The 23341-nt window shown below is 70.1% G+C and carries 22 protein-coding genes; 11 read left to right on the forward strand and 11 right to left on the reverse strand.

Features of this window, described 5'->3' with window-relative positions; translation table 11 throughout:
- Positions 1–26: 26 nt before the first annotated feature.
- Positions 27–719 (forward strand): DVUA0089 family protein, encoded by a 693-nt coding sequence (locus tag AC1HC7_RS01240; RefSeq protein WP_479495231.1) that lies wholly within the window; start codon positions 27–29, stop codon positions 717–719.
- A 15-nt stretch (positions 720–734) separates the two neighbouring features.
- Here the strand turns inward: AC1HC7_RS01240 and AC1HC7_RS01245 are convergent, their stop codons facing one another.
- The 4 genes from AC1HC7_RS01245 to rsmI form a co-directional block, all read right to left on the reverse strand.
- Positions 735–2249, reverse strand: coding sequence for a YifB family Mg chelatase-like AAA ATPase (locus AC1HC7_RS01245; protein WP_479495230.1), 1515 nt, complete (start codon positions 2247–2249; stop codon positions 735–737).
- Between the two features lie 71 nt (positions 2250–2320).
- A complete protein-coding gene (gene gshB / locus AC1HC7_RS01250) occupies positions 2321–3265 on the reverse strand; it encodes a glutathione synthase (RefSeq protein WP_479495229.1) in 945 nt (314 codons plus the stop codon).
- A 156-nt stretch (positions 3266–3421) separates the two neighbouring features.
- Positions 3422–3871 carry a YraN family protein gene (locus AC1HC7_RS01255; protein ID WP_479495228.1) on the reverse strand — a complete coding sequence of 150 codons (450 nt, stop codon included), beginning with the start codon at positions 3869–3871 and terminating at the stop codon, positions 3422–3424.
- 53 nt (positions 3872–3924) lie between these two features.
- Positions 3925–4854: a 16S rRNA (cytidine(1402)-2'-O)-methyltransferase gene (gene rsmI, locus AC1HC7_RS01260; RefSeq protein WP_479495239.1), complete on the reverse strand. Its 930-nt coding sequence runs from the start codon at positions 4852–4854 to the stop codon at positions 3925–3927.
- Between the two features lie 171 nt (positions 4855–5025).
- On the opposite strand from rsmI, the gene AC1HC7_RS01265 reads away from it, so the two are divergent.
- Genes AC1HC7_RS01265 through murJ form a run of 3 tightly spaced genes read left to right on the forward strand, consistent with a single transcriptional unit; the run spans position 5026 to position 11027 of the window.
- Positions 5026–6234, forward strand: a complete 1209-nt coding sequence (locus AC1HC7_RS01265) for a penicillin-binding protein activator (protein ID WP_479498572.1) — start codon at positions 5026–5028, stop codon at positions 6232–6234.
- Positions 6176–9379, forward strand: coding sequence for a [protein-PII] uridylyltransferase (locus AC1HC7_RS01270; protein ID WP_479498573.1), 3204 nt, complete (start codon positions 6176–6178; stop codon positions 9377–9379). Before AC1HC7_RS01265 ends, AC1HC7_RS01270 begins: the two co-directional genes overlap by 59 nt.
- A gap of 46 nt (positions 9380–9425) precedes the next feature.
- Complete coding sequence (murJ, locus tag AC1HC7_RS01275) at positions 9426–11027, forward strand: murein biosynthesis integral membrane protein MurJ (RefSeq protein WP_479495225.1); 1602 nt, start codon at positions 9426–9428, stop codon at positions 11025–11027.
- Positions 11028–11045: 18 nt separating this feature from the next.
- Here murJ and AC1HC7_RS01280 read toward each other — a convergent pair whose 3' ends face one another.
- Complete coding sequence (locus AC1HC7_RS01280; protein WP_479495224.1) at positions 11046–11690, reverse strand: rhomboid family intramembrane serine protease; 645 nt, start codon at positions 11688–11690, stop codon at positions 11046–11048.
- A 116-nt stretch (positions 11691–11806) separates the two neighbouring features.
- On the opposite strand from AC1HC7_RS01280, the gene trpS reads away from it, so the two are divergent.
- The 5 genes from trpS to AC1HC7_RS01305 all read left to right on the forward strand — a co-directional run bounded on the left by trpS (position 11807) and on the right by AC1HC7_RS01305 (position 15342).
- The gene (gene trpS, locus AC1HC7_RS01285; protein WP_479495223.1) at positions 11807–12892 is read left to right on the forward strand and encodes a tryptophan--tRNA ligase; all 1086 of its coding nucleotides are present in this window, start codon (positions 11807–11809) and stop codon (positions 12890–12892) included.
- Positions 12893–13030: 138 nt separating this feature from the next.
- Complete coding sequence (locus tag AC1HC7_RS01290; RefSeq protein ID WP_479495222.1) at positions 13031–13489, forward strand: universal stress protein; 459 nt, start codon at positions 13031–13033, stop codon at positions 13487–13489.
- An 88-nt stretch (positions 13490–13577) separates the two neighbouring features.
- A complete protein-coding gene (locus AC1HC7_RS01295; RefSeq protein WP_479495221.1) occupies positions 13578–14135 on the forward strand; it encodes a NifU family protein in 558 nt (185 codons plus the stop codon).
- Between the two features lie 8 nt (positions 14136–14143).
- Complete coding sequence (gene tsaB / locus AC1HC7_RS01300) at positions 14144–14857, forward strand: tRNA (adenosine(37)-N6)-threonylcarbamoyltransferase complex dimerization subunit type 1 TsaB (protein WP_479498574.1); 714 nt, start codon at positions 14144–14146, stop codon at positions 14855–14857.
- The gene (locus AC1HC7_RS01305; protein WP_479498575.1) at positions 14854–15342 is read left to right on the forward strand and encodes a GNAT family N-acetyltransferase; all 489 of its coding nucleotides are present in this window, start codon (positions 14854–14856) and stop codon (positions 15340–15342) included. Before tsaB ends, AC1HC7_RS01305 begins: the two co-directional genes overlap by 4 nt.
- Here AC1HC7_RS01305 and AC1HC7_RS01310 read toward each other — a convergent pair.
- Positions 15317–16183 (reverse strand): hypothetical protein, encoded by an 867-nt coding sequence (locus AC1HC7_RS01310; RefSeq protein WP_479495218.1) that lies wholly within the window; start codon positions 16181–16183, stop codon positions 15317–15319. The genes AC1HC7_RS01305 and AC1HC7_RS01310 overlap by 26 nt on opposite strands.
- Positions 16184–16508: 325 nt before the next feature.
- Here AC1HC7_RS01310 and AC1HC7_RS01315 point away from each other — a divergent pair, with 325 nt between their 5' ends.
- Entirely contained in the window at positions 16509–16931 is a 423-nt protein-coding gene (locus AC1HC7_RS01315) for a Ros/MucR family transcriptional regulator (RefSeq protein ID WP_479495217.1), read from the forward strand.
- Positions 16932–17060: 129 nt separating this feature from the next.
- A complete protein-coding gene (gene miaB, locus AC1HC7_RS01320; RefSeq protein ID WP_479498576.1) occupies positions 17061–18371 on the forward strand; it encodes a tRNA (N6-isopentenyl adenosine(37)-C2)-methylthiotransferase MiaB in 1311 nt (436 codons plus the stop codon).
- A gap of 34 nt (positions 18372–18405) precedes the next feature.
- Here miaB and AC1HC7_RS01325 read toward each other — a convergent pair whose 3' ends face one another.
- The 5 genes from AC1HC7_RS01325 to AC1HC7_RS01345 form a co-directional block, all read right to left on the reverse strand.
- Positions 18406–21129, reverse strand: a complete 2724-nt coding sequence (locus AC1HC7_RS01325) for an ATP-binding protein (RefSeq protein WP_479498577.1) — start codon at positions 21127–21129, stop codon at positions 18406–18408.
- Complete coding sequence (locus AC1HC7_RS01330; protein WP_479495053.1) at positions 21129–21473, reverse strand: hypothetical protein; 345 nt, start codon at positions 21471–21473, stop codon at positions 21129–21131. The genes AC1HC7_RS01325 and AC1HC7_RS01330 overlap by 1 nt, the downstream gene beginning before the upstream one ends.
- A complete protein-coding gene (locus AC1HC7_RS01335) occupies positions 21470–21841 on the reverse strand; it encodes a response regulator transcription factor (protein WP_479495052.1) in 372 nt (123 codons plus the stop codon). Before AC1HC7_RS01335 ends, AC1HC7_RS01330 begins: the two co-directional genes overlap by 4 nt.
- Positions 21842–22124: 283 nt before the next feature.
- Positions 22125–22586: a hypothetical protein gene (locus AC1HC7_RS01340; protein ID WP_479495051.1), complete on the reverse strand. Its 462-nt coding sequence runs from the start codon at positions 22584–22586 to the stop codon at positions 22125–22127.
- Positions 22587–22826: 240 nt separating this feature from the next.
- Positions 22827–23273 (reverse strand): VOC family protein, encoded by a 447-nt coding sequence (locus AC1HC7_RS01345; protein WP_479495050.1) that lies wholly within the window; start codon positions 23271–23273, stop codon positions 22827–22829.
- Between the last annotated feature and the right edge of the window lie 68 nt (positions 23274–23341).

The raw sequence follows: 23341 nt of genomic DNA on the forward strand, positions 1-23341 counted from the left end.
GAGCGTAGCGTTAGGGAGTGCGTAACATGCATCCGAAATCCAGATCGGCCATCGGCCGACTGTTGGCGTTGGGCGTCGTCCTCGGCGCCTCTGCGGCGAGCGCCGCGTCATTCTCCTTCCAGGGCAGGTTCGACAAGGACGACGACGTCGCCCGGTTCGCTTTCGTGACGACGGCGGCGGGTTTCGTCGAGATCCGCGGCTTCGGCTATGGCGGCGGCGTGATGGACGACGGCTCGACAATCTCCGCCGGCGGGCTGGACACCTCGATCTGGCTGTTCGACGATGCCGGCGGCTATGCGGGCCAGAACAACGACGACTGGGCGGGCGCCGCCGCCGATCCGGTGACCGGGCAGACATATGATTCCCGCCTGCGGGTGTTTCTCGACCCCGGCGCCTATCTGATCGCCCTGACCCAGTATGACAACGACCCGGCGGGGGCGAATGTCGCCGACGGCTTCGTGCATGACGGCCAGCCCCATTACACGGTGACCGCGCAGGCCCCGTTCTGCGCCGCCGGGTCGTTCTTTTGCGACAACTGGGTGCTCGGCGGGGCGAGCGTGCTGCGCAGCGGCGACTGGGCGGTGGACATCAGGAACGTGGCCTCGGCCAACGGCCCGCCGCCGCTGTCGCAGGTGCCGCTGCCCGCCGCGCTGCCGCTGTTCGCCGCGGCGCTGCTCGGCCTGGCCGCCATGGGCCGCGGCGGGCGCAAGGCGGCCTGATCGCCGCGCGCCGGCCTAGCTGGCGATGCCGTAGCTTCGGTAGCCGATCGCCTCGGCCAGATGCGGGCGCGCGATGCGCTCGCAGCCCTCGATGTCGGCGATGGTGCGTGAAATCCGCAGCACCCGCGACATCCCGCGCGAGGACAGGGCGAGCTTGTCGGCCGCGCGGATCAGCAGATCCTGCTCGGGGGCGTCGAGATGCGCCGCCTTTTCCAGTGTCTCGCCCTCGGCCCGGGCGTTGAGCCGACAGGCCGCGCCCATGGCGGCGTAGCGATCCGCCTGCGTGTCCCGCGCCCGCGCCACCCGTGCGGCCACCACGGCGCTGGATTCGCCGCGCGGCAGCCGCGCGAGGTCCGAGGCGCGGATCGCCGGCGTCTCCACCTGCAGGTCGATGCGATCGAGCAGCGGCCCCGAAATGCGCGACTGATAGTCGAACCCGCATTTGGGCGCGCGCGAGCAGGCCTTGGCGGGGTCCGCGAGATGGCCGCAGCGGCAGGGGTTCATCGCCGCCACCAGTTGCACCTGGCTGGGGTAGCGCACATGCGCGTTGGCGCGCGCGATCACGGTTTCGCCCTTCTCCAGCGGCTGGCGCAGGCTTTCCAGCACGTCGCGGGAAAATTCCGGGAATTCGTCCATGAACAGCACGCCCAGATGCGCCAGGCTGACCTGCCCCGGCAGCGCCCGCCGCCCGCCGCCGATGATCGCGGCGGTGGAGGCCGAGTGATGCGGATCGCAGAAGGGCCGCGCCCGCATCAGCCCGCCTTCCAGAAACAGCCCGGCGATGGAGCGGATCATGCTGACCTCCAGCGCCTCGCGCGGGCTCAGCGGCGGCAGGATGCCGGGCAGGCGTTCGGCGAGCATGGACTTGCCGACCCCGGGCGGGCCGACGAGCAGCACGTTGTGGCCGCCGGCGGCGGCGATCTCCATGGCGCGGCGGGCCTTTTCCTGGCCTTTCACGTCGGCCAGATCCTTGCCGCGGACGATCGGCGCGGCCGCGGCGGGGCGCGGGCGGCTCAGCGGCTGACGCCCGGCGAAATGGTTGATCAGGGCCACCAGGTTCTGGGGCGCCAGCAGGTCCATTGTCTCCACCAGCGCCGCCTCGGGGCCGCTGGCGGCGGGGCAGATGAATTTCTTGCCGAAACCCGCGGTGGAGACGACCGCGGGCAGCACGCCGGCCACCGGGTTGAGCGCGCCGTCGAGCCCGAGTTCGCCCATGGCCACATAGCCGGCGATCTCCTCGCCGGGCAGGGCGCCGAGCTCGGCCATCAGGCTGAGCGCGATGGGCAGGTCGTAATGCGCGCCCTGCTTGGGCAGGTCGGCGGGCGCCATGTTGACGGTGATGCGCTTGGGCGGCAGCGCCAGACCCAGCGAGGAAAGCGCCGCGCGCACCCGTTCGCGCGATTCGGCCACCGCCTTGTCGGGCAGGCCGACGATGCTGAAGGCGGGCAGGCCCGGCGACAGCAGGCACTGCACGTCGATCATGCGCGCCTCGACGCCCTCGAAGGCGACCGTGTAGCAGTGTGACACCATGATGCGCGCCCTCCCTCGGCGAGGGCTCACCAGATCGCACCGCAGTTAACAGCCGGTAAACGCCGCGGGTCTCAGCCGGCGCGGCGGCGCTCGATCGCCTCCCACAGCCGGGCCGCGACATTGACGCCGTCAAAGCGCTCCAGTTCCTGAATGCCGGTGGGCGAGGTGACGTTGATCTCGGTCATCATGTCGCCGATCACGTCGATGCCCACGAAGATCAGCCCGCGTTCGCGCAGAACGTCGCCGATTCGCCCGCAGATCTCCAGATCCCTCGCGTTGAGCGCGACCTTTTCGGGGCGTCCGCCCACATGCATGTTGGAGCGGGTCTCGCCCTTGGCCGGGACCCGGTTGATCGCCCCGACGGGCTCGCCGTCGATGAGGATCACCCGCTTGTCGCCGGCCTCGACGGCGGGCAGGAACTGCTGCGCGATCAGGGGTTCGCGGCTGATGCCGGCGAACAGCTCATGCAGCGAATTGAGGTTGCTGTCGCCGTGGGCGAGCCGGAACACCCCGGCGCCGCCATTGCCGTAGAGCGGCTTCAGGATCATGTCGCCATGGGCCTCGCGGAACGCCTTGAGCACGTCGAGCGAGCGGGCGATGGCGGTCGGCGGCGTGAGGTCCGGGAAATCGAGAACCATCAGCTTTTCCGGGCAGTTGCGCACCCAGAACGGATCGTTGACCACCAGCGTCGCCGGGTGGATCCGATCCAGCAGATGGGTGGTGGTGATGTAGCTCATGTCAAAGGGCGGATCCTGGCGCAGCAGCACCACGTCCCAGTCGGCGAGATCGACGGTTCGCCGATCGCCCAGGGCGAAATGGTCGCCCCTGACCCGGCGCACCTCCAGCGGCCAGCCGGAGGCCATGACCTTGCCTTCGTGAAAGGCCAGCCCGTCGGGATGGTAGTAGAACAGACGATGGCCGCGCGCCTGCGCCTCCTCGGCCATGCGGAAACTGGAATCGGCGTCGATGTCGACGCTGTCGATGGGATCCATCTGGATCGCTACGGACAGGCTCATGCTCGCTCCCCTCGGCGCCGCGCTGGTGGGCGGCCTTGATGCTCGACGCCGGGTGTCCCGCCGCAGCACAGATATGACTCCGCGCGCGGCGGAAGCAAAGCGTCAGCGACGGGGGATGGCGAAATCTTGCGCCTGGGGAATGTTGGCTGGCGCGGGTTATTGCCAGTAGGCGTTTTCGATCGTTTCGAGCCGGCCCTGGCGATCGCAGAGCGCGACGTCAAAGCGGATGTCGCGACCGGCGAAATCGCCCTGTGCGAGAAAATGTTCGGCGGCGGCGCTGATTCGCCGCCATTGCGCGGGCCGGATGGCCCTGGCGGCGTCCTCGATGGTGCGCCGCGCCTTCACTTCGACGAACACGATCACGCCGTCTTGTTCGACGATCAGATCCACTTCGCCGCCGCCATGGGCGCGATCGGCGCGCCAGTTGCGGTGCATCAGCCGGCCGCCGTCGCGCAGATAGCCGCGCAACGTGCTGTCCTCGGCGGCCCGACCGGCGAATCCGGCGATGCGTCCGTTGCGGGCGCGGCGCGCGGCGCCGGCGCGTCGGGGCGGCGTGGGGGTTGGGGCGGGGGTTGGGGCGGCGTTTGCGGGTTGCGCGAATCCCATGGCGTTCTCCTGCGTGACTGGCGGGCCCATTTGGCGGGAACGGTGTGAACAAATCACCAATCAGGGGCGTCGCCCTCGTCATCCGCGGCGATCTCCAGCGCCCGCGCGTAGACGATTTTCCGCGCGACGCCGGTGCGCTGCGCGGCGTCGCGCACCGCATCCTTCAGCGACGCGGTTTTCAGCGCGTTGCGCAGCGCCGCCTCCAGATCGTCGCCGACCTGCGTCGCGTCGCGCGGCGGGGGCGGGCCGATCACGATGACCAGCTCGCCTTTCGGCGGGGTTTCGCCGCCCAGCGCCGCCGCGAGGTCGCCAAGAGCGCCGCGGCGCACCTCCTCGAACCGCTTCGTCAATTCCCGGCACAGGGCCGCCGGGCGTTCGGGGCCGAGGATCTCGGCCATCGCCGCGAGGCTGACCGCGGCGCGGCGCGGCGCTTCGTAGATCACCAGCGTCGCGGGGATCGGGGCGAGATCGCGCAGCGCCGCCCGTCTGGCCCCGGATTTCACCGGCAGGAAACCGGCGAACAGGAACCGGTCCGTGGGCAGTCCCGCGACGCAGAGCGCCGTCAGCGCCGCGCTCGCCCCGGGCGCCGCAGTCACCGGCAACCCGGCCCCGGCGGCCTCGCGCACCAGCTTGTAACCCGGATCGGCGATCATCGGCGTGCCCGCCTCGCTGACCAGCGCCACGCTTTCGCCCGCCGCGATCCGGCGCAGGATCGCCGGACGCCGCGCGGCGCCGTTATGGTCGTGATAGGCGATCAGCGGCCGGTCGCCCAACGGCACGCCATGGATGTCCATCAGGCGGCGCGCGGTGCGGGTGTCCTCGGCGGCGATGGCGTCGGCGCGGCGCAGGATGTCGAGCCCGCGCAGGGTCATGTCCCCGGCATTGCCGATCGGGGTCGCCACCAGATACAGCCCCGCGGCCAGTGGCGCGGGTGCATCAGGGCCGGCATCCGCTCCAATTCCGGCGCCGCTCCGCTTTGTGATGGTCACATTTGGCTCCATACTGCGCCGCTCGCGCCTGCCGGACGTAGCCCGCCGGGCCGATGGGGGATTGCGAGGGTTATGAGGGGTATCATGCGCAACGCACACATCAAGGCCATTTCATCGCGCGGGACGCGCGTTGTTTCAGTGGCGCGCGGGACGCGCGTTGGCGCATTGCTGCGCGGGACGCGCGTGCTCGCGGCGCTGGCGCTGGGGGCGGCGACGCTGGTCGCCGCCTGCGGGCAGGGCCGTTCGCCAGCGTCGGGGCCGATCGCCCAGTCGCCGGCGCAGACCCGGGCGGCCGAACAGCGCGTGGACACCAGCGGGCGCACGCGGGTGGCGCTGCTGCTGCCGATCACCGCCGCCAACGCCGGCGCGGCGCGCGAGGCGCAGGGCATCGCCGACGCGGCGCGCATGGCGTCGAGCGACCTTCGCGACCCGCGCTTCGATCTCGAGGTCTACGACACGGGCGGCGATCAGGCCGGGTCCAACGCCGCCGCCGCGCGGGCGCTGGCGGACGGCGCGGCGCTGATCCTCGGGCCGTTCTTCGGCCCCAACGCCAAGGCGGTGGGCGCCAGCGTCAAGCCCGCGGGCGTCAACGTCATCTCGTTCTCCACCTGGTCGGGGGCCGCGGGCGACAATGTCTGGCTGATCGGCATGCTGTCCCGCGCCGAGGCCGACCGCATCGTCGGCTATGCGGCGGCCAGCGGCTACCGGTCGCTGGGCGTGTTCTACCCGCAGACCGCCTACGGGCGCGACGCGCTGGCCTCGATCTCGGCCGCCGCCCGGCGCGCCGGGGCGGTGGTGGCGGTGAGCGGCGGCTACGATCGCAGCTTCGAAGGCATTCAGGAGGCGGGCCGGACCTATGCGCAGGATCACCTCGCCTCGGGCGCCGGCGCCGTGGTGCTGCCGGACACCGGCGACGGGCTGCGTTCGGCCGCCGCGTTCCTCGATTTCTACGGGGTGTCGCCGCGCGAGGGCAAGTTCCTCGGCCTTGGCGGCTGGAGCAAGCGCAGCGTCACCAAGGAGGCGGCGCTGCGCGGCGGCTGGTTCGCCGGCCCCGACCCGGCACGCGTCGCGCAGTTTGCGCAGCGCTTCCGCGCCGTCTATGGTCGCGCGCCCAGCGCGCTGGCGCCGCTGGGCTATGACGCGGTCGCCGCCGCCGGCGCCTTGCTGAAGGAGGCGCGCGCGCAGGGGTCCGATACGCCGTTCAGCGCCGCGGCGATCACCGATCCGGGCGGGTTTCTCGGCGTCAACGGCGCGTTCCGGTTCACCCCGGACGGGCTGAACCAGCGATCGCTGGCGATCTTGGAGGTTGGTGCGGATGGTTTCACGGTCATCGATCCGGCGCCCGGCGGGTTCGCCGGCGGCCCCGGGGCCTGAACTGACGCCCGGGCCGGCCCTGGACGCATCGGGGGCCGATCCGGCCCCCGATGCGCCGCCCGGGGCGCGGACCGGCGCGATCCCCGAGACGGCGCCCGACGCCACATGCGCCGCGCCGCGCCCGGCCTATGCAAGCGGCGCGCTGATCCGGGCCCCGGGCGACATCATCGACCCCGCGGCGGTGCGGGCGCGGATCGACGCCGCCGCCGCGACCGCCGGCTCCCCCGACGCGCGCAAGGCGCAGGTGAAGGACATTCTGCGCGCGGCGCTCGATTCCGGCCACGCCGCGATTCGCGAATCGTTCGAGGCCAGCCCCCGCGAAAGCGCCGCCGCCTGCCGCTCCATCGCCTGGCTTACCGACGAGATCGTGCGGCTGGTGATGAGCTACGGGCTGCGCTGGCTGTATCCGCTGTCCCTGCCCACCACCGGCGAGCGCCTGACCGCCGTCGCGGTCGGCGGCTACGGACGCTACGAGATGGCCCCGCATTCGGACGTGGACCTGATGTTCCTCGTGCCCATGCGCGGCATCCCCTGGGCCGTGCAGATGATCGAGAGCGCCCAGCACATGCTTTACGATCTGCATCTGAAGGTCGGGGTGTCGACGCGCAGCGTGGACGAATGCCTGCAGCTGGCGAAATCCGACATCACCATCCGCACCGCGTTGATGGAAAGCCGCTATGTCTGCGGCGACAAGTCCATGCATGACGAGATGGGCGCGCGGCTCTGGACCGAGCTGTTCAGCAAGACCGGCCCGCAATTCGTCGAGGCCAAGCTGCAAGAGCGCGACCAGCGCCACCAGCGCCATGGCGGTTCGCGCTACCTGCTGGAGCCCAACGTCAAGGAAAGCAAGGGCGGCCTGCGCGATCTGCAGACGCTCTACTGGATCGCCAAGTATCTTTACCACGCCGACACGCCGCGCGCGCTGCTGGACAAGGGCGTGTTCGACGAACACGAATTGCAGATCTTCGAGGAGGCGCAGGAATTCCTGTGGACCGTGCGCTGCCATCTGCATTACATCGCCGGGCGCGCCAACGACCATCTGACCTTCGACCAGCAGGTCGAGGTGGCCCGGCGTCTCGGTTACGAGGCCAGCGAGGGCCAGCGCGCGGTCGAACGCTTCATGCAGCAGTATTTCCGCCACGCCAAGAATGTCGGCGAACTGACCCGCATCTTCATCGCCGGGCTGGAGGCCAGCCACGTGAAGAAACGCCCCGGCCTCGGCGCGCTGATGCGGGCCTTCAACTACGGCATGCGTCGCGGCGACAACCCTTTCACGCTGCGCGGCGGGCGGCTGGCGCTGGCAGACGAAGACGCCTTCGCCAAGGACCCGGTGCACATCCTGCGGATGATGGACGAGGGGCTGCGCGTCGGCGCGCTGCTGCACCCGGACGCGCTGCGCAAGATCGCCGCCAGCCTCGATCTGATCGACGACCGGATGCGCGCCGACCCGGACGCCAGCCGCATCTTCCGCAACCTGCTGCTGGGGCGCAAGGACCCGGAACGGGCGCTGCGCCGGCTCAACGAGACCGGGTTCCTGGGCGCCTACATCCCGGAATTCGGCCGCATCGTGGCGATGATGCAATTCAACATGTATCACCGCTACACGGTGGACGAGCACACCATCATGGCGGTGGGCATTCTCAGCCAGATCGAGAACGGCGACCGCAAGGACGGCCTGCCCGTGGCCTCGCGCATTCTCGCCGAGGGGGTCAACCGCGAGGCGCTGTATCTCGCGGTGCTGCTGCACGACATCGGCAAGGGCCGCAAGCGCGACCATTCCGAGGTCGGCGCCGAACTGGCGCTGAAGATCTGCAGGCGGCTGGGGCTGGACGAGGCCGTCTGCGCGCTGGTGGAGTGGCTGGTGCGCCACCATCTGCTGATGTCGGACACGGCGCAGAAACGCGACATCTCCGACCCGGCCACGGTGCGCGCCTTCGCCGACGAGGTGCGCAGCCCCGAAAAGCTCAAGCTGCTGCTGGTGCTCACGGTCTGCGACATCATGGCGGTGGGGCCGAATGTCTGGAACAACTGGAAAGCCCAGCTGCTGCGCCAGCTTTATCGCGACACCCGCGACATGCTCACCGGCGGCGACGGACGCCAGACCCGGGCGCAGCGCGCCGAGGAGGCGCAGGACGCCCTGCGCGCGGCGCTGACCGGCTGGGCCCCCGAGGACATCGAGGCCGAGGTGGCGCGCCATTACGCGCCCTACTGGCTGGGCCTGACCACGGAGATGCAGGCCAGTTTCGCCCGGCTGGCGCGGGCGGCGCGCGAGGACCGGGTGGAAAGCCACATCGTCGCCGATCCCAGCCGCGACGCGACGCGGGGCTGCTTTTACATGTCCGACCATCCGGGGGTGTTCAGCCGGCTGGCGGGGGCGCTGGCGCTGGCCGGGGCGAATGTGGTGGACGCGCGCGTCTACACCACCTCCGACGGCTTCACCTGCGCCGCCTTCTGGTTTCAGGACAATGACGGATCGCCCTATGACGCGGAGCGCCTGGACCGCATGCGCCGCACCATCGACCGCACCATGTCCGGCGATCTGGTGGCGCGCGACGCGCTGAAGCCCAGACGCCGGGTGCGCACCCGCGAAAGCAAGTTCCGCGTGCCCACCCGCATCATGTTCGACAATGACAGCGCCGATCTCTACACGGTCATCGAGGTGGACACCCGCGACCGGGTGGGGCTGCTCTACGATCTCACGCGGGCGCTGGCGGCATGCAACGTGTCGATATTCTCGGCGATCATCGCCACCTATGGCGAGCAGGCGGTGGACGTGTTCTACGCCAAGGACCTGTTCGGGCTGAAGATCCGCAGCAAGGCCAAGATGCACACCATCGAGACCCGCCTGCGCGACGCCATCGAGAACGCCAAGCCCGAACCGGCGCCGGCCGGGACCGCGGCCAGGGGCGGCGCGAAACCGGCCGCCAGGGCGCGCGGCAAGGCCGTCGCGACGGCTGCGGGCAAGACAGTGGCCAGGGGCGCGGGCAAAGCCGCGGGGAAAGCCATGGGGAAAGCCATGGGGAAAGCCGCTGCGAAGACACCCGCCGCGCCGGCGGCGGGGGCCGAGAAACCGAAACGCGGGGCGCGACGCAAGACCGGCGGCGGGCCCGGCGCGGGCGGCGACGCGCCCGAGGGCGCCGCGTGACCGGGGCAAGCCGCGCGTCGCGCGATTGCGGGACCGCGCCCGCCTCATGATCCGAAAGCCTCGCCTCGCGCGCGCCTTCGCCACCGTGGGCGGCTGGACCATGGCCAGCCGCATCCTCGGTTTCGCGCGCGACATCCTGATCGCCGCGACGCTGGGCGCCGGGCCGGTGGCGCAGGCCTTCGTGGTGGCGTTCTCGCTGCCCAACCTGTTTCGCCGCTTTTTCGGCGAGGGCGCCTTCAACATGGCCTTCATCCCCATGTTCGCCAAGCGGCTGGAAGGCGAGGGCCCCGACGCCGCCCGCGATTTCGCCGAGGAGGCGTTTTCGGCGCTCACCGCCGTGCTCATCGGGTTCACCCTGCTGGCGATGCTGGCCATGCCGTGGCTGGTGCTGGCGCTGGCTTCGGGGTTCGCCGGGGACGGGCGGTTCGAACTGACCGTGGCCTTCGGGCGCATCGCCTTTCCATACATCCTGTTCATCTCGCTGGCGGCGCTGCTCAGCGGGGTGCTGAATTCGCTGGGGCGGTTCGCGGCGGCGGCGGCGGCGCCGGTGCTGCTCAACCTGATCGTGATCGCGGCGCTGGCGACGGCGCAAAGCGGCATGCTGGCCGATGTGGTCATCATCGAGACCCTCGGGCTCGGCGACCTGACCGGGCTGCATCACGGCACGGTGCTGGTCTGGGCGGTGGTGCTGGCGGGGATCGCGCAGCTGGCGCTGGTCTGGGAGGCGGCGCGCCGCGCCGGCATGAAGCTGCGCCTGCGCCGCCCGCGTTTCACCCCGCGCATGAAACGCCTCGCGGTGGTGGCGCTGCCGGCGGCGATGGCGGGCGGGGTGGTGCAGATCAACCTCATGGTGGGGCGGCAGGTGGCGTCCTATTTCGACGGCGCGGTGGCCTGGCTCTACTACGCGGATCGGCTGTATCAGCTGCCGCTCGGGGTGGTCGGGGTGGCGATCGGCGTGGTGCTGCTGCCCGACCTCGCCCGCCGCCTGCGCGGCGGCGACGACGCCGGCGCGCGCGAGGCGGTGAACCGCGCCAGCGAATTCGCGCTGGCGGTGACCCTGCCCGCCACGGTGGCGCTGATCGCGGTGCCGGTCGCGCTGACCGGCGTGTTGTTCGGTCGCGGGGCGTTCGGCGCCTCGGACATCGCCGCCACGGCGCTGGCGGTGGCGGTCTACGGCGCCGGGCTGCCGGCTTTCGTGCTGCAAAAGGTGGTGCAGCCGATGTATTTCGCCCGCGAGGACACAACCACGCCGTTCCGCTATGCGCTGTGGGGCATGGCGGTCAATCTGGCGGTGGCGATCGGCATGGCGCCGGTGCTGGGCTATCTGGCGGCGGCGCTGGCGACGACGCTGGCGGGCTGGGTCAACCTGGCCCTGCTGTGGCGCGGCGCGCGGCGATTCGGCGGCGCCGCGCGGGTCGATGCGCGCCTGCGCCGGCGCGCGCCGCGCCTGCTGATCGCCAGCCTGGCGATGGGCGCGGCGGCGCTGGCGCTGGCCGAGGCGCTGGCCCCGGCGCTCGCCGCGCCGGGCTGGCGCTACGGGGCGCTGGCGCTGCTGGTGGGCGGCGCCATGGCGATCTATTTCGCCGCGGCGTTGCGCATCGGCGGCTTCGTCGTCGCCGACCTGAAGTCGGCGATGCGCCGCGGCTGACCCCCCGGGCGCAAGATGTCAGGCGCGGGGCACGACCGCCCAGGCGGCGATCCAGCCGGCGACGAAGCCGCCCAGATGGGTCTGCCAGGCCAGCATCCCCGACAGCGCCACCCCGAGGATCACGTTGATCATCACCAGCCCGCCGATGGAGCTGAGAAACTGCGGCATGGAGCCGCCCTGCCGGCGGATGAACACGAATTCCGCGTATTTCAGCACCCCGATCAGCCCGAACACCACGCCCGAGGCCCCGACCATGGGCCCGTCGGACTCCGACAGCAGCCCGAAGGTCAGCGCCCCCCCCACCGCCGTCACAACGAAAAACATGAAGAACAGCGGCGCCCCGAAGATCCGCAGCGTCACCAGCCCCAGCCCCATGAAGGCGGCCGAGTTCATCGCCAGATGGGTCATCGAGCCATGCAGGAACGCGTAGGTCAGCAGCGACCACGCCACCTGCGGCGGCGCCGGCAGCCCGGCGATCCACAGGTCGAACCACGGATCGTAGAACGACAATTCGCGATAGGTCAGCATCCGGATGCCCGGCGCGATGAACCCCGCGTCCGACAGCTGGAAGGTGATCTCGAACATCAGGAAGACGGCGACGAAGGCGAAAACGATCTGCCGGTGGCCGGGTTTCAGCGGCGGCAGGGGCGGAAATTGGAACATGCAACCTCAATCATCGGGGCCGGGCCCGCCGCGAATGGCGCGCCCCGCAGCTTGACCGCCCGGTGACGCCGCCCCATAAGGCCGGGCAAATGCGCCAGGCTCAAGAGGAAACGGACATGACCGACGCTCCGACACAGGCTCCCCCCCGCAAGCGGCGGGTGTTCTCGGGCGTGCAGCCGACGGGCAACCTGCATCTGGGCAATTATCTGGGCGCCGTGAAGCGCTTCGTCGAGATGCAGGATCAGGATTACGAAACCGTTTACTGCATGGTCGACCTGCACGCGATCACCCAGCCCCAGGATCCCGCCGAGCTGACCCGCGCCACGCGCGAACTTGCCGCCGCCTTCATCGCCTGCGGGCTCGACCCCAGGAAATCCATCCTGTTCAACCAGTCCCAGGTGCCCGGCCACGCGGAACTGGCGTGGATCTTCAACTGCGTGGCGCGCATGGGCTGGCTCAGGCGCATGACCCAGTTCAAGGACAAGGCGGGCAAGAACAGCGAGAACGCCTCGGTGGGTCTGTTCAGCTATCCCAACCTGATGGCCGCCGACATCCTGCTGTATCACGCGACGCATGTGCCGGTGGGCGAGGACCAGAAGCAGCATCTGGAGCTGACCCGCGACATCGCGGTGAAGTTCAACAACGATTTCGATTGCCCGGATTTCTTCCCCCTGCCGGAACCGATGATCGAGGGCGAGGCCACCCGGGTGATGAGCCTGCGCGACGGCAGCAGGAAGATGTCGAAATCCGACATGTCGGACATGAGCCGCATCAACCTCACCGACGATGCGGACGCCATCGCCCGAAAGATCCGCAAGGCGAAGACCGATCCCGCGCCGCTGCCCGACAATCTCGACGACCTCGCCGAGCGGCCCGAGGCGCGCAACCTCGTGGGCATCTACGCGGCGCTGTCGGGGATGACGGCGGCGGATGTGGTGGCCGAATTCGCCGGGCGCAATTTCGGCGAATTCAAGCCCAGGCTCGCGGATCTGGCGGTGGAAAGCCTCGCCCCCATCGCCGCGCGCCTGCGCGAATTGTCCGCCGACGCCGCCTATATCGACGGCGTGCTGGGGGATGGCGCGGACCGGGCCGACGCCATTGCGGCGCCGATCCTCGCCGCGACCTACGAAAAGGTCGGGCTGCTGCGCTCGCGCCGCCGGGCGCCGCCGGTCGCTGCGCGCGCCGCCGCGTCCCGGACCTGAACCGGGACCGCCTGCGCGTCGAGGCCCATCAACGCCGGCCGCCCCGCGCCCCGCGGCGCAGCCAGTGAAACGCCGCCTTGCGACGCGGCGGCGCATGCGTCATCCTGCGGGCGAGCGAAACGGCAGGGAGTGCCCCTCTTGCGCAAGTTCCTCGTGGTCGTGGACGAGACCCCGGAATGCATCAACGCGCTGCATTTCGCCGCGCTTCGCGCCGCCAACACCGGCGGCGGGGTGCAGATGCTCTTCATCATTCGCCCCGAGGAGTTCCAGCACTGGATCGGCGTCGCCGAGGTGATGCGCCAGGAGGCCCGCGAAATCGCCGAGGCCCGGTTTCAGGAACTGGCCGAGCAGATGCGGCAGACCAGCGGCGTGATCCCCGAATTCGTGATCCGCGAGGGCGAGGCGGTGGACGAGGTGCTGGCCCAGATCGACGAGGACAAGGAAATCGGCGTGCTGGTGCTGGGCGCCGGGACCGAGGGCGAGGGCCCCGGCCCCCTGGTCACCGCGCTGGCCGGGCGCATGGCCGGCGGCATGCCGGTGCCGGTGACCGTGGTGCCGGGCTCCATGTCCCGCGACCGGCTGAACGCGGTGTGCTGAGCCGGCCCGGCGGCGCGGGGCTGAATTTAGAATCGTTCTTGATTTCGGACTGAAACGGGTCCATGTCAGGGGCAAACGGAGGCCCATCATGTTTATCCAGACCGAGTCGACGCCCAACCCCGCGACGCTGAAATTCCTGCCCGGCCAGACGGTGATGCCGTCGGGCGCGGCGGATTTCCCGACGCCGGAGAACGCCTCCGCCTCGCCGCTGGCGCAGCGGATCTTTGGCGTGGACGGGGTGAACGGGGTGTTTCTGGGCCCCGATTTCATCACCGTGACCAAGGATGAATCGCTGGAATGGGCGCATCTGAAACCCGGGGTGCTGGGCGCGATCATGGAGCATTTCCAGTCCGGCGCGCCGGTGATCGAGGGCCAGGGCGGCGCCGTGGGCCATGCCGAGCATTCGGGCCCGGACAGCGAGATCGTCGGCCAGATCAAGGAATTGCTCGACACCCGCGTGCGCCCGGCGGTGGCCCAGGACGGCGGCGACATCACCTTCCACGGCTTTGACCGGGGCGTGGTGTATCTGCACATGCAGGGCGCCTGCGCCGGCTGCCCGTCCTCGACCATGACCCTGAAGATGGGCATCGAGAACCTGCTGCGCCACTACATCCCCGAAGTCACCGAAGTCCGCCCCGTCGCCTGAGCGGGGCCGTGACCTCGCCGGCGCCCGGCGGGCCGCCGCTGATCCTCGCCTTTGACAGCGCCGCCGCCCATTGCGCGGTCGCCGTGACCGCCGGCGACCGGCTGTTGGCGCGCCGCGTGGAGCCCATGGCGCGCGGGCAGGTGGAACGCCTGGCGGCGCTGGTGACGGAAACCCTGGCCGAGGCCGGGGTCGCGCTGGGCGATCTGGCGCTGATCGGGGTCGGAATCGGGCCGGGCAACTTCACCGGCGTGCGCATATCGGTGGCGCTGGCGCGCGGCCTGGCGCTGTCGCTGGGCCGCCCGGCCATCGGCGTCACCCGATTCGAGGCGCTGGCCGAAGAGGCCGGCGCGCAAGGCCCCCGCCACCGCGTGGTCGCCATCGCCGGGCGGCGCGGTCTGGTTTTCGCGCAGGCTTTCGGCGGCGACGCGGCCCCGGGCGCCCCCCTGTCCGACACGCCCGGGGCGTTGGCCGGGGTTTTTCGCCCGCTGGCCCCGGATCTGGAGATCATCGGCGCTTTTGATCCGCTTGCCGGCCTGCTGGGCGCGCCGGGGCGCGCCGGGGCGCTTGGCGGCGAGGACGGCGTCGGCGACCGGGCCGATCCGGCGGCGATCGCCCGCGTCGCGGCGCAAAGGCCCGCGGGCCAGCCGCGTCCGGCGCCGCTGTATCTGCGCCCCGCCGACGCGGCGCCGCCGCGCGACCCCCCGCCGCGCATCCTGGCATGACCGGGGCGCGGGACGCCGCCCCGCCCGACCCGATCCCCGCGCGAGTCGCGGCGCTGCACGCGGCGGCCTTCGACGCCCCCGGCTGGTCGGCGCGGGAAATCGCCGCGCTTGCCGCCGCGCCCGGCGGCCTGTTGCTGCTGCCCGATGGGGCGGGCGCCGATCCCGGCGGCTTCGCGCTGGGCCGCGTCGCCGGGCCGGAGGCGGAACTGCTGATGCTGGCGGTGCATCCGGCGCGCCGCCGCGCCGGGCTGGGGCGGGCGCTGCTGGCGGCTTTCATCACGCGGGCCCGCGCGCGCGGCGCCGTCGAGGCGTTTCTGGAGGTGGCCGAGAACAACGCCCCGGCCCGCGCGCTTTACGCCGCGGCCGGTTTCGCCGTGGTGGGGCGGCGGCGCGGCTACTACCTGCGCCCCGGCGCCCCGGCGGCGGACGCGCTGGTGATGCGGCGCGGGATCGGCGGCGTCAGACCCACTGCCCCGGCTCCATGAAGCCCGCGTCGATCAGTTCCGACGAGCTCCAGCCGAAACGCCGCGATCCCGCCCATCGCAGATCCCCCGCCGCCTCGCAGGAGCCGGGATTGTCCAGCAGGCTGCGGGCGGCGCGGAACGACATCAGCGCCATGGTCGGGTTGTGGTGCCAGGGGCAGGACGGGCCGTCCGTGTCCGGCGCGCCGAAGGAAAAGTCCGGGCGCGCGCGCAATCCCTTGCGCGCCCTGAAGAACGCCACCCGGTCGATGCGGACCCTGCCGGCGCGGGTCAGGTCCTCGCGCCGCCAGGTCAGCCCGCCATAGACCGCGCGCCCGGCGCCGTCGCCCGCGGCGATGTCCGCGGGTTCCGCGTAATAGCCGATGGCGTCGAAATGCGGTTCGGGGGGCAGGCCGGGCGAATCGCGCATCGCCGGGTCGTAGAGGTCGAGCGCGCAGGCGAAGACCCCGCGCCGCCGCTCGCTGTCCATGAAGCCGGCGAAATCCGCCAGCCGCCGGGTTTCGAAATACGGATACAGCGCGAATTCGCCGTTGAAATGGTGCAGGATCCAACGGTCCTCCAGCGCCGGCATCAGCCGGGTGAGCAGCGCCGCGGCCTCGTCGCGGCCATGCGCCGGGCGCAGGATGCGATGGACGAAAGGCGCCGCGGCGGGCGGCGGATCGGCGCCGATCAGCACCGCCGCGCGGGCCCCCAGCCGCAGGTCCCAGTCCAGGGCCTCCTGCGCCAGATAGCGGGATTCGCAGAAGATGACCGCCACCGGACCGGGCAGCGTCGCCCCCGCGCGACCGCGCGGTTTGCGCGCGAATTCGCGTAAAAAACCCTCCACGCTGACGAAATCGGCCAAGAAGCGCCCCTCTTGCATGAATATCGGTCTCTAACCTTTCTGTCACGGGCGCGCTGTCCGGCGCATCTGACGCCGCGTAACATGCCCGGAACGAGGTTGACGGCATTTCATTCGCGCAAGACTAATTCTTGGTTAACGGCGCAGAGGTGAATATACCCCAAAAAATTGGGCTTCATCCTAAAGTGAGGTCGGAAAATTAGCAATTGACGGATGTATTCAGAATAACTAGGTAGTGGCGTGGGAAAGCCGAAGTGACCAATGGCCAGCGGCCATAAAGATCATGGTTGATGCCCAAAATACGATTGAACTGAATATGCGAGGTGTAATGTCCGAAGATCAAGAGATTTCCAAGGCGGAGCTGTTGGCGCTGACCTCGGAAATCGTGTCAGCGCACGTTTCCAACAATCCGGTGTCCCCGACCGATCTGATCAACGTGCTTCAATCCGTCCATGAAAAACTGAACGAATTGTCCCAGGATCAGGAAGAGGAGCCGGAGGAGCTGGTGCCCGCCGTCCCGATCAAGAAATCGGTGACCGACGAATTCATCATCTGTCTTGAGGACGGCAAGAAGCTGAAAATGCTCAAGCGCCACCTGAAGACCGCGTATGACATGACGCCCGACGACTACCGCGCGCGCTGGGGGCTGCCGGCCACCTACCCGATGGTCGCGCCGAGCTATGCGCGCAAGCGTCAGGCGCTGGCCAAGCAGATCGGGCTGGGGCGCAAGCCGCGCGTCGCCAAGAAGTGATCTGACGCGACCCGCCGCCCCCGCGTTGCGACGGGGGGCGCAAGACGATAGACAAGCGGCGCGCCGGTCCGACCCGGCGCGCCGTTTCACGTTGCCCCCCGCGCGGGGGCGAATGCCGGGAAAGATCCGATGGGCAAGCCGCCGAAGCTCTACGTCAAGACCTACGGCTGTCAGATGAACGTCTATGACAGCGAACGCATGGGCGCGGCCATGCTGGCCGAGGGCTACGAAACCGCCGCGCGCCCCGAGGATGCGGACCTGATCCTGCTCAACACCTGCCATATCCGCGAGAAGGCGGCCGAAAAGATGTATTCGGAGCTCGGCCGGCTGCGGGGGCTGAAGGACGCGAAGCCCGGGCTGAAGATCGGCGTCGCCGGCTGCGTCGCGCAGGCCGAGGGCGAGGAGATCATCCGCCGCCAGCCGCTGGTCGATCTGGTGGTCGGCCCGCAGGCCTATCACCGCCTGCCCGGGTTGGTGAAAACCGGCGGCGTGGACACCGAATTCCCCGCCGAGGACAAGTTCGACCACTTGCCGCAAGCCCCCAGGACCCGGCGCGCCCCGGCGGCGTTCCTGACCGTGCAGGAGGGCTGCGACAAGTTCTGCGCCTTCTGCGTGGTGCCCTATACGCGGGGCGTGGAATCGTCGCGCCCCGCCGCGCGGATCATCGCCGAGGCGCGGGATCTGGTGGCGCGCGGGGTGGTTGAGATCACCCTGCTGGGCCAGAACGTCAACGCCTATCACGGCGCGGGGCCGGATGGCGGCGACTGGTCGCTGGCGCGGCTGATCCGCGAATTGGCCAAGGTGGACGGGCTGGCGCGCATCCGCTTCACCACCTCGCATCCCAACGACATGTCCGACGACCTGATCGCCGCCCATGGCGAGGTGGACAAGCTGATGCCCTATCTGCACCTGCCGGTGCAGTCGGGATCGGACCGGGTGCTGAAGGCGATGAACCGCCGGCACACGGTGGACAAGTATCTGCGCCTGATCGAACGCATCCGCGACGCCCGCCCCGACATCGCCATGTCCGGGGATTTCATCGTCGGCTTTCCCGGCGAGTCCGAGGCGGATTTTCAGGACACCCTGGCATTGTGCGACGCGGTTCGTTACGCGCAGGCCTATTCGTTCAGGTATTCGCCCCGCCCCGGCACACCCGCCGCCGGGCGCGATCTGGTGGACGAGGCCGAAAGCGCCGAGCGCCTGCAACGCCTGCAAGCTCTGCTGTCGCGGCATCAGGCGGATTTTCAGCGGGGCATGGTAGGGCGCGAGATTCCGGTGCTGATCGAAAAGCCGGGGCGCTTGGAAGGCCAGATGATCGGCCGCTCGCCCTGGCTGCAATCAGTGTTTCTGACCATAGGCGCCGAGCGGGTCGGCGAAATCCTGCCGGTGCGGATCCTTGAGGCGAAGCCCAATTCGCTGGCCGGGCGGCTCGTCGGTTAACGCTGATTCTGCGCCCGGCCCTGACGCCGCCGGGTCAGCCGGTCGCCGCCGCGCCGGGCGGAGAGTCCGGGGCCGAGACCGCCGCGGCCCCCTTGGCCATCAGCGGGATCGTCACCACGAAGCAGGCGCCGCGCGCGGAGTCCGCCAGCGCCAGCTGACCGCCGAAGCGCAGCATGATCTGGCGGCTGATCGCCAGCCCCAGCCCGGCGCCGCCCGCGTCGGTCCGGTCCCAGCCGCGCGAGAATTTTCGGAAAATGCGCTTGCGGTCCTCCACGGCGATCCCCGGCCCGTTGTCGCTGACCGAAAAATGCGCCCTGCCATCGGCGACCCGCACCGACACCCGCGCCACCGGCGACGGATTGTCGTTGTATTTTATGGCGTTGGACAGCAGGTTTATGAACACCTGCGCCAATCGGTCCGCTTCGGCATTGACCATCAGCGGCTCGGGCATGGGGTCAAGCTCGATCCGGGCGCGGGCGCCATGGGCGACGCCCCTTGTGGTGTCGGCGGCCCGGCGCAGCGCCGCCACCGCGTCGACGGGCGACAGCGCCAGATCGACCTGGCCGCGCTCCAGCACGTTCAGTTCGAGGATCTGGTTGAGCAGGCGGGTGAGGCGCAGGCTCTCGTCATGGATGATGCCGAGAAACCGGCGCGACTGGTCCGAGGACAGATCGCCGGTGTCCAGCAGGATCTCGGAAAACGAGCGCACGGCGGTCATGGGGGTGCGCAGTTCATGGCTGACCTGCGACAGGAAATCATCTTTCTGGGCGTCGAGGCGGCGCAGCTGCTCATTGGCCTGACGCAGCTGCGCGGCGGTCTGCTCCAGTTCTTCGGATTTGCGTTCGACCTCGGCCGAATACTCCATCAGCTGCGCGGTCTCGTCGGCGATCTTCATCAGCTCGCCCAGCGAAATGGTCTCGGCCCCGGTGGCCTGGCGCACCATGGCGTGGGCCGAGGCGGCGCCCACCGACCCCGCCAGCTCCCGCTCCAGCCGGGCGATGAAGGCGTCGGTGGCGTCGGGCAGGCCGGAATCCGCGCCCTGCTGGCGCGCCGCCTCGTCGAACAGCCGGCGCGCCGGGTCGGCCCCGAGGATGCGGCTGGCCAGAATGAACAGATCCTCCGAGGCGGCGGAACGCTGGATGAAGCGATGCGCCTCGCCGTCGCCGGTGCGGAACACGTCGACGAACAGCGCCGATTGCAGCCATTCCATGGGTTTGGGTTCGCGCAGCTGCGACACGCCGACCAGCAGCGCGGTGTTGAACGCGAGGCTCCAGAACACCGCGTTCACCAGCGGATCCAGGCCTTCCAGCCCGAACAGCGCCTGCGGGCGCAGCAGGGCCAGCCCGAAGGCGCCGTCGCGGATCACCTCGGCGGACATCAACGCCGAACCGCCGAATCCCGGCAGCACCAGCGTGTAGATCCAGATCAGCGCCCCGGCGCTGAGCCCGTACAGCGCCCCGAGCCCGGTGGCCTGACGCCAGAACAGCCCGCCGATCAGCGCCGGCAGAAACTGCGCCACGCCGACGAAGGCGATCAGCCCGATGGAGAACAGCGCCCCCGCGCCCTCGGTGAGGCTGAGATACAGGAACCCCAGCGCCATGATCCCGGCGATGCTGCCGCGGCGCGAATACAGCAGCAGCCGGCGCACGTCGCCGGAACTTTGCATGGCGCTTGACGACGAACGCAGCACCAGCGGGGTGATGATGTGGTTGGAGACCATGGTCGACAGCGCGATGCTGGCGACGATCACCATCGAGGTCGCCGAGGAAAACCCGCCGAGGAAGGCCAGCAGGGTCAGCGCCTCCTGCCCGCCGGCCATGGGCAGGGTCAGCACGAACATGTCGGGATTGGCGCCTTCGGGCAGCGTCGCCAGCCCGGCGGCGGCGATGGGCAGGATGAACAGGCTGATCAGCAGCAGATACAGCGGGAACATCCAGGACGCGGTGGCCAGGTGGCGTTCGTCGGTGTTTTCCACCACCGTCACCTGAAACTGGCGCGGCAGGCAGATCACCGCGGTGGCCGACAGGAAGGTGATCACCGCCCAGCGCGGGCCGAACACGCTGTCGGATTTCAGCATCTCCGGGGTCATGCGCGCGAACACCGCATCGACGCCGCCCATCAGCCCCCATGTCACCCAGACGCCGACGGCGAGCAGCGCGCAAAGCTTGACCAGCGCCTCCAGGGCGATGGCGGCGACCACGCCCTGATGGCGTTCGTTGGCGTCGACGTTGCGGGTGCCGAACAGGATGGTGAAGGCGGCCATGCCCACCGCCACCCAGAAGGCGGTGGCGGCGCCGCCGCGCTCGCCGGTTCCGCCGATCAGCTGGAACGAGGTCGACACCGCCTTCAGCTGCAGCGCGATGTAGGGCGTGGTGCCCATCACCGCGATCACCGTGACCAGCGCGCCCAGCGACGGGCTCTTGCCGTAGCGCGAGGACAGCAGGTCGGCGATCGAGGTGATGCGCTGGTTGCGCCCGATGCGCACCAGCTTGCGCAGCAGCCACCACCAGCCGATGAACACCAGCGTCGGGCCGAGATAGATGGTGACGAATTCCAGCCCGTTGCGCGCCGCCGATCCGACCGCGCCGTAAAACGTCCAGGAGGTGCAGTAGACCGAGATCGACAGCGTGTAGATCACCGGCGACTGCAGCCAGCGCGCCTGGCCCGCGCGCGTGCGCTGGTCGGCCCAGAACGCGGCGCCGAACAGCAGCGCCACATAGGCGATGCTGACCCCGAGCAGTAGATCCGCGGACAGCATCAGCGGCGCGCCCGGCCCCAAAGCCCCTGCGCCAGCCCCCGCGCCAGCCGCCGGGCGATCAGGATCAGCCCCAGCCACACCGCCAGCAGATAGGCGAGGATCAGCGGCGCGCCGAACACCGTTTCATTCGCCGCGAACACCCCGATGAAAGGCGGCATCAGCAGGAACGCCCCGACCACCGGCAGCAGATTGGCCAGCGATTCACTGCGCCGCCGCCCCAGGCGCGGCCCCGGGCGCAACCCGGCCCGCGCGCCCGCATCGCCGCGCGGGCGGGTGGGCTTGACCGGCTTGATCGGCGCCGCGCGCGGCGGCGCGGGGTCGGGGCGGTGCGGCGGCGCGCTCATCCGGCGACCAGGCGGCGCACCTGCTCGACCAGATCCTTGTTGGAGAACGGCTTGGTGATGAAGGCGTCGGCGCCGATGTCCCTGGCGGTGCGGCGATCCTGGCTCTGGCCCTTGGCGGTGAGCATGATCACCGGCAGGTCGCTGAAGCTGGGATGGGCGCGCACATGGCGCAGCACGTCGAATCCGTTCATCTTCGGCAGCATGACGTCGAGGATCATCAGGTCCGGCGCGGTCTCGGCTATCTGGCGGAACGCCGCCTCGCCATCGGCGGCGCAGGTCACCTTGTAGCCCTCGCGAGACAGGATGAAGCTGAGTGATTCGACGATGTGCGGTTCGTCCTCGGCGATCAGAACGTGCAGCCCCGCCATGCAATTCCCCGCCATGATGCTCCCCGGTGTCTTTCCCGCGCGCCTTTGTCCGGGCGCCGCGCCGCTCACGGGTTTTTCCGCGCCCCTTGCCCTTAGCCTATTCAGAATCCGCCGCCGCGCAAAGCCGCAGTTTGCGCGGCGCGGCGGCGGTGGGGGCGATCGGGGGCGCGGGGCTGATCGGGGGCGCGGGGCTGACCGCGCCCGCGCGCGCCGCCGCCGCGCAGGCGCCGGGACCCCTGCGCCGCCCTGATATCCGCTCCGGGGGCGGTTCCTGGCGGGGCGCTCAGGCGTCGGGATCGGCCGCGGCGACCTCTTCGGTGCGCTGCCAGTTCTCGCCGGCGGCGATCAGGCAGGTCAGGCCGGTGGGCAGGGTGATGGTGATGGTCCAGCTGCCGGTCCGGGCCGAGGCGTAGATCTCCACCACGCCGTTCTCGCGCTGGAGCCCGAGCCCCTGGCGGCTTTCGCCGTATTTGCCCTGCAGCCGCTCCACCACCTTGGCCCTCTCGCCGCAGGGCGGGCGGCTCTGCGCCGAGGCCGACCCGGACATCGCCGCGATGATCGCGGCGGCGAGGATCACCGCCACGGCGGCCATGACGATCGCGCCAAGCGGTTTCATCCGCGCGATCCCCGACAGCTTGCGTCGCGCGCCGCTGGCGAGCCGCTTGAGCGCGAGGCCCGAGGTCTTGTCGCGCGCAATCTCTGCGGCGCGGGCGGCGATGGTGTCTATCTGGCGAATTTTCAACATGTCTTGCGCCTTTCAAGGCGCTTCCGCATGCCGCAAAGGCGGCCCTTTCAGGCCGATCCCGCTTGCCGATCCGTTCGGATGCGCCGGTTGCTCGCGTCATCGGATCAACCGCGCGGCGTCGGGGAGACGCCTGTCGCTCGCCAATCTGCATGCAGTTCGGAGAGCCACAGGCTCATGCTCCGGACCGATGCCACAGGGCGGCGACTGAACCCAATCTGCACGCGGAGTTCGAAGATATGGTTAATCGCTGGCGCGGCAGGGCGCCCAGACATAGCCGTCAGGGTCGATCAGATAGACCTCGCGCAACCCGTGCGGCTTGTCCGCGGCGCCCGCCAGCACCGGCGCGTCCATGGCGCGGGCCCGGGCCTCGGCGGCATCGGGGTCGACCCCGTAAAGACGCAGCTCGACCCCCGCGCCGCGCGCCTCGACGCCGATCAGCGCGCCGCTCAAGGGATTGTCCCGGTAGGAAAAATCCGAATGCAGGAACCAAGTGGCGCCCGGCGCGCCCATGATCGCGAAATGGTCCTCCCAATAGCGGATCTCGGCGCCCAGAACCTCGACCTGAAACCGCGCCGCCGCATCGACGTCGCGCACCAGCAGGTTGATCCCGAGCCCGTCGAGGATGGCCTTGCCATAGGTCGCGGGGTCGGGGCGGGCGACGCCTTTTTCCGGATAATTCGATGACATTTCGAATGACTCCCCAACAATCGGCCGAATCATTGCCGCGCTGCGACATTTTCTTGCGCAGCTTCGAA

The sequence above is a fragment of the Oceanicella sp. genome (genome assembly GCF_056449545.1).

Excerpts from the sequence above, each read along its gene's own strand:
- AC1HC7_RS01240 (WP_479495231.1), top strand. The coding sequence starts at position 27 with ATGCATCCGAAATCCAGATCGGCCATCGGCCGACTGTTGGCGTTGGGC.
- AC1HC7_RS01245 (WP_479495230.1), bottom strand. The coding sequence starts at position 2,249 with ATGGTGTCACACTGCTACACGGTCGCCTTCGAGGGCGTCGAGGCGCGC.
- gshB (WP_479495229.1), bottom strand. The coding sequence starts at position 3,265 with ATGAGCCTGTCCGTAGCGATCCAGATGGATCCCATCGACAGCGTCGAC.
- AC1HC7_RS01255 (WP_479495228.1), bottom strand. The coding sequence starts at position 3,871 with ATGGGATTCGCGCAACCCGCAAACGCCGCCCCAACCCCCGCCCCAACC.
- AC1HC7_RS01270 (WP_479498573.1), top strand. The coding sequence starts at position 6,176 with ATGGTTTCACGGTCATCGATCCGGCGCCCGGCGGGTTCGCCGGCGGCC.
- murJ (WP_479495225.1), top strand. The coding sequence starts at position 9,426 with ATGATCCGAAAGCCTCGCCTCGCGCGCGCCTTCGCCACCGTGGGCGGC.
- AC1HC7_RS01280 (WP_479495224.1), bottom strand. The coding sequence starts at position 11,690 with ATGTTCCAATTTCCGCCCCTGCCGCCGCTGAAACCCGGCCACCGGCAG.
- trpS (WP_479495223.1), top strand. The coding sequence starts at position 11,807 with ATGACCGACGCTCCGACACAGGCTCCCCCCCGCAAGCGGCGGGTGTTC.
- AC1HC7_RS01295 (WP_479495221.1), top strand. The coding sequence starts at position 13,578 with ATGTTTATCCAGACCGAGTCGACGCCCAACCCCGCGACGCTGAAATTC.
- AC1HC7_RS01305 (WP_479498575.1), top strand. The coding sequence starts at position 14,854 with ATGACCGGGGCGCGGGACGCCGCCCCGCCCGACCCGATCCCCGCGCGA.
- AC1HC7_RS01315 (WP_479495217.1), top strand. The coding sequence starts at position 16,509 with ATGTCCGAAGATCAAGAGATTTCCAAGGCGGAGCTGTTGGCGCTGACC.
- miaB (WP_479498576.1), top strand. The coding sequence starts at position 17,061 with ATGGGCAAGCCGCCGAAGCTCTACGTCAAGACCTACGGCTGTCAGATG.
- AC1HC7_RS01325 (WP_479498577.1), bottom strand. The coding sequence starts at position 21,129 with ATGCTGTCCGCGGATCTACTGCTCGGGGTCAGCATCGCCTATGTGGCG.
- AC1HC7_RS01330 (WP_479495053.1), bottom strand. The coding sequence starts at position 21,473 with ATGAGCGCGCCGCCGCACCGCCCCGACCCCGCGCCGCCGCGCGCGGCG.
- AC1HC7_RS01335 (WP_479495052.1), bottom strand. The coding sequence starts at position 21,841 with ATGGCGGGGCTGCACGTTCTGATCGCCGAGGACGAACCGCACATCGTC.
- AC1HC7_RS01340 (WP_479495051.1), bottom strand. The coding sequence starts at position 22,586 with ATGTTGAAAATTCGCCAGATAGACACCATCGCCGCCCGCGCCGCAGAG.
- AC1HC7_RS01345 (WP_479495050.1), bottom strand. The coding sequence starts at position 23,273 with ATGTCATCGAATTATCCGGAAAAAGGCGTCGCCCGCCCCGACCCCGCG.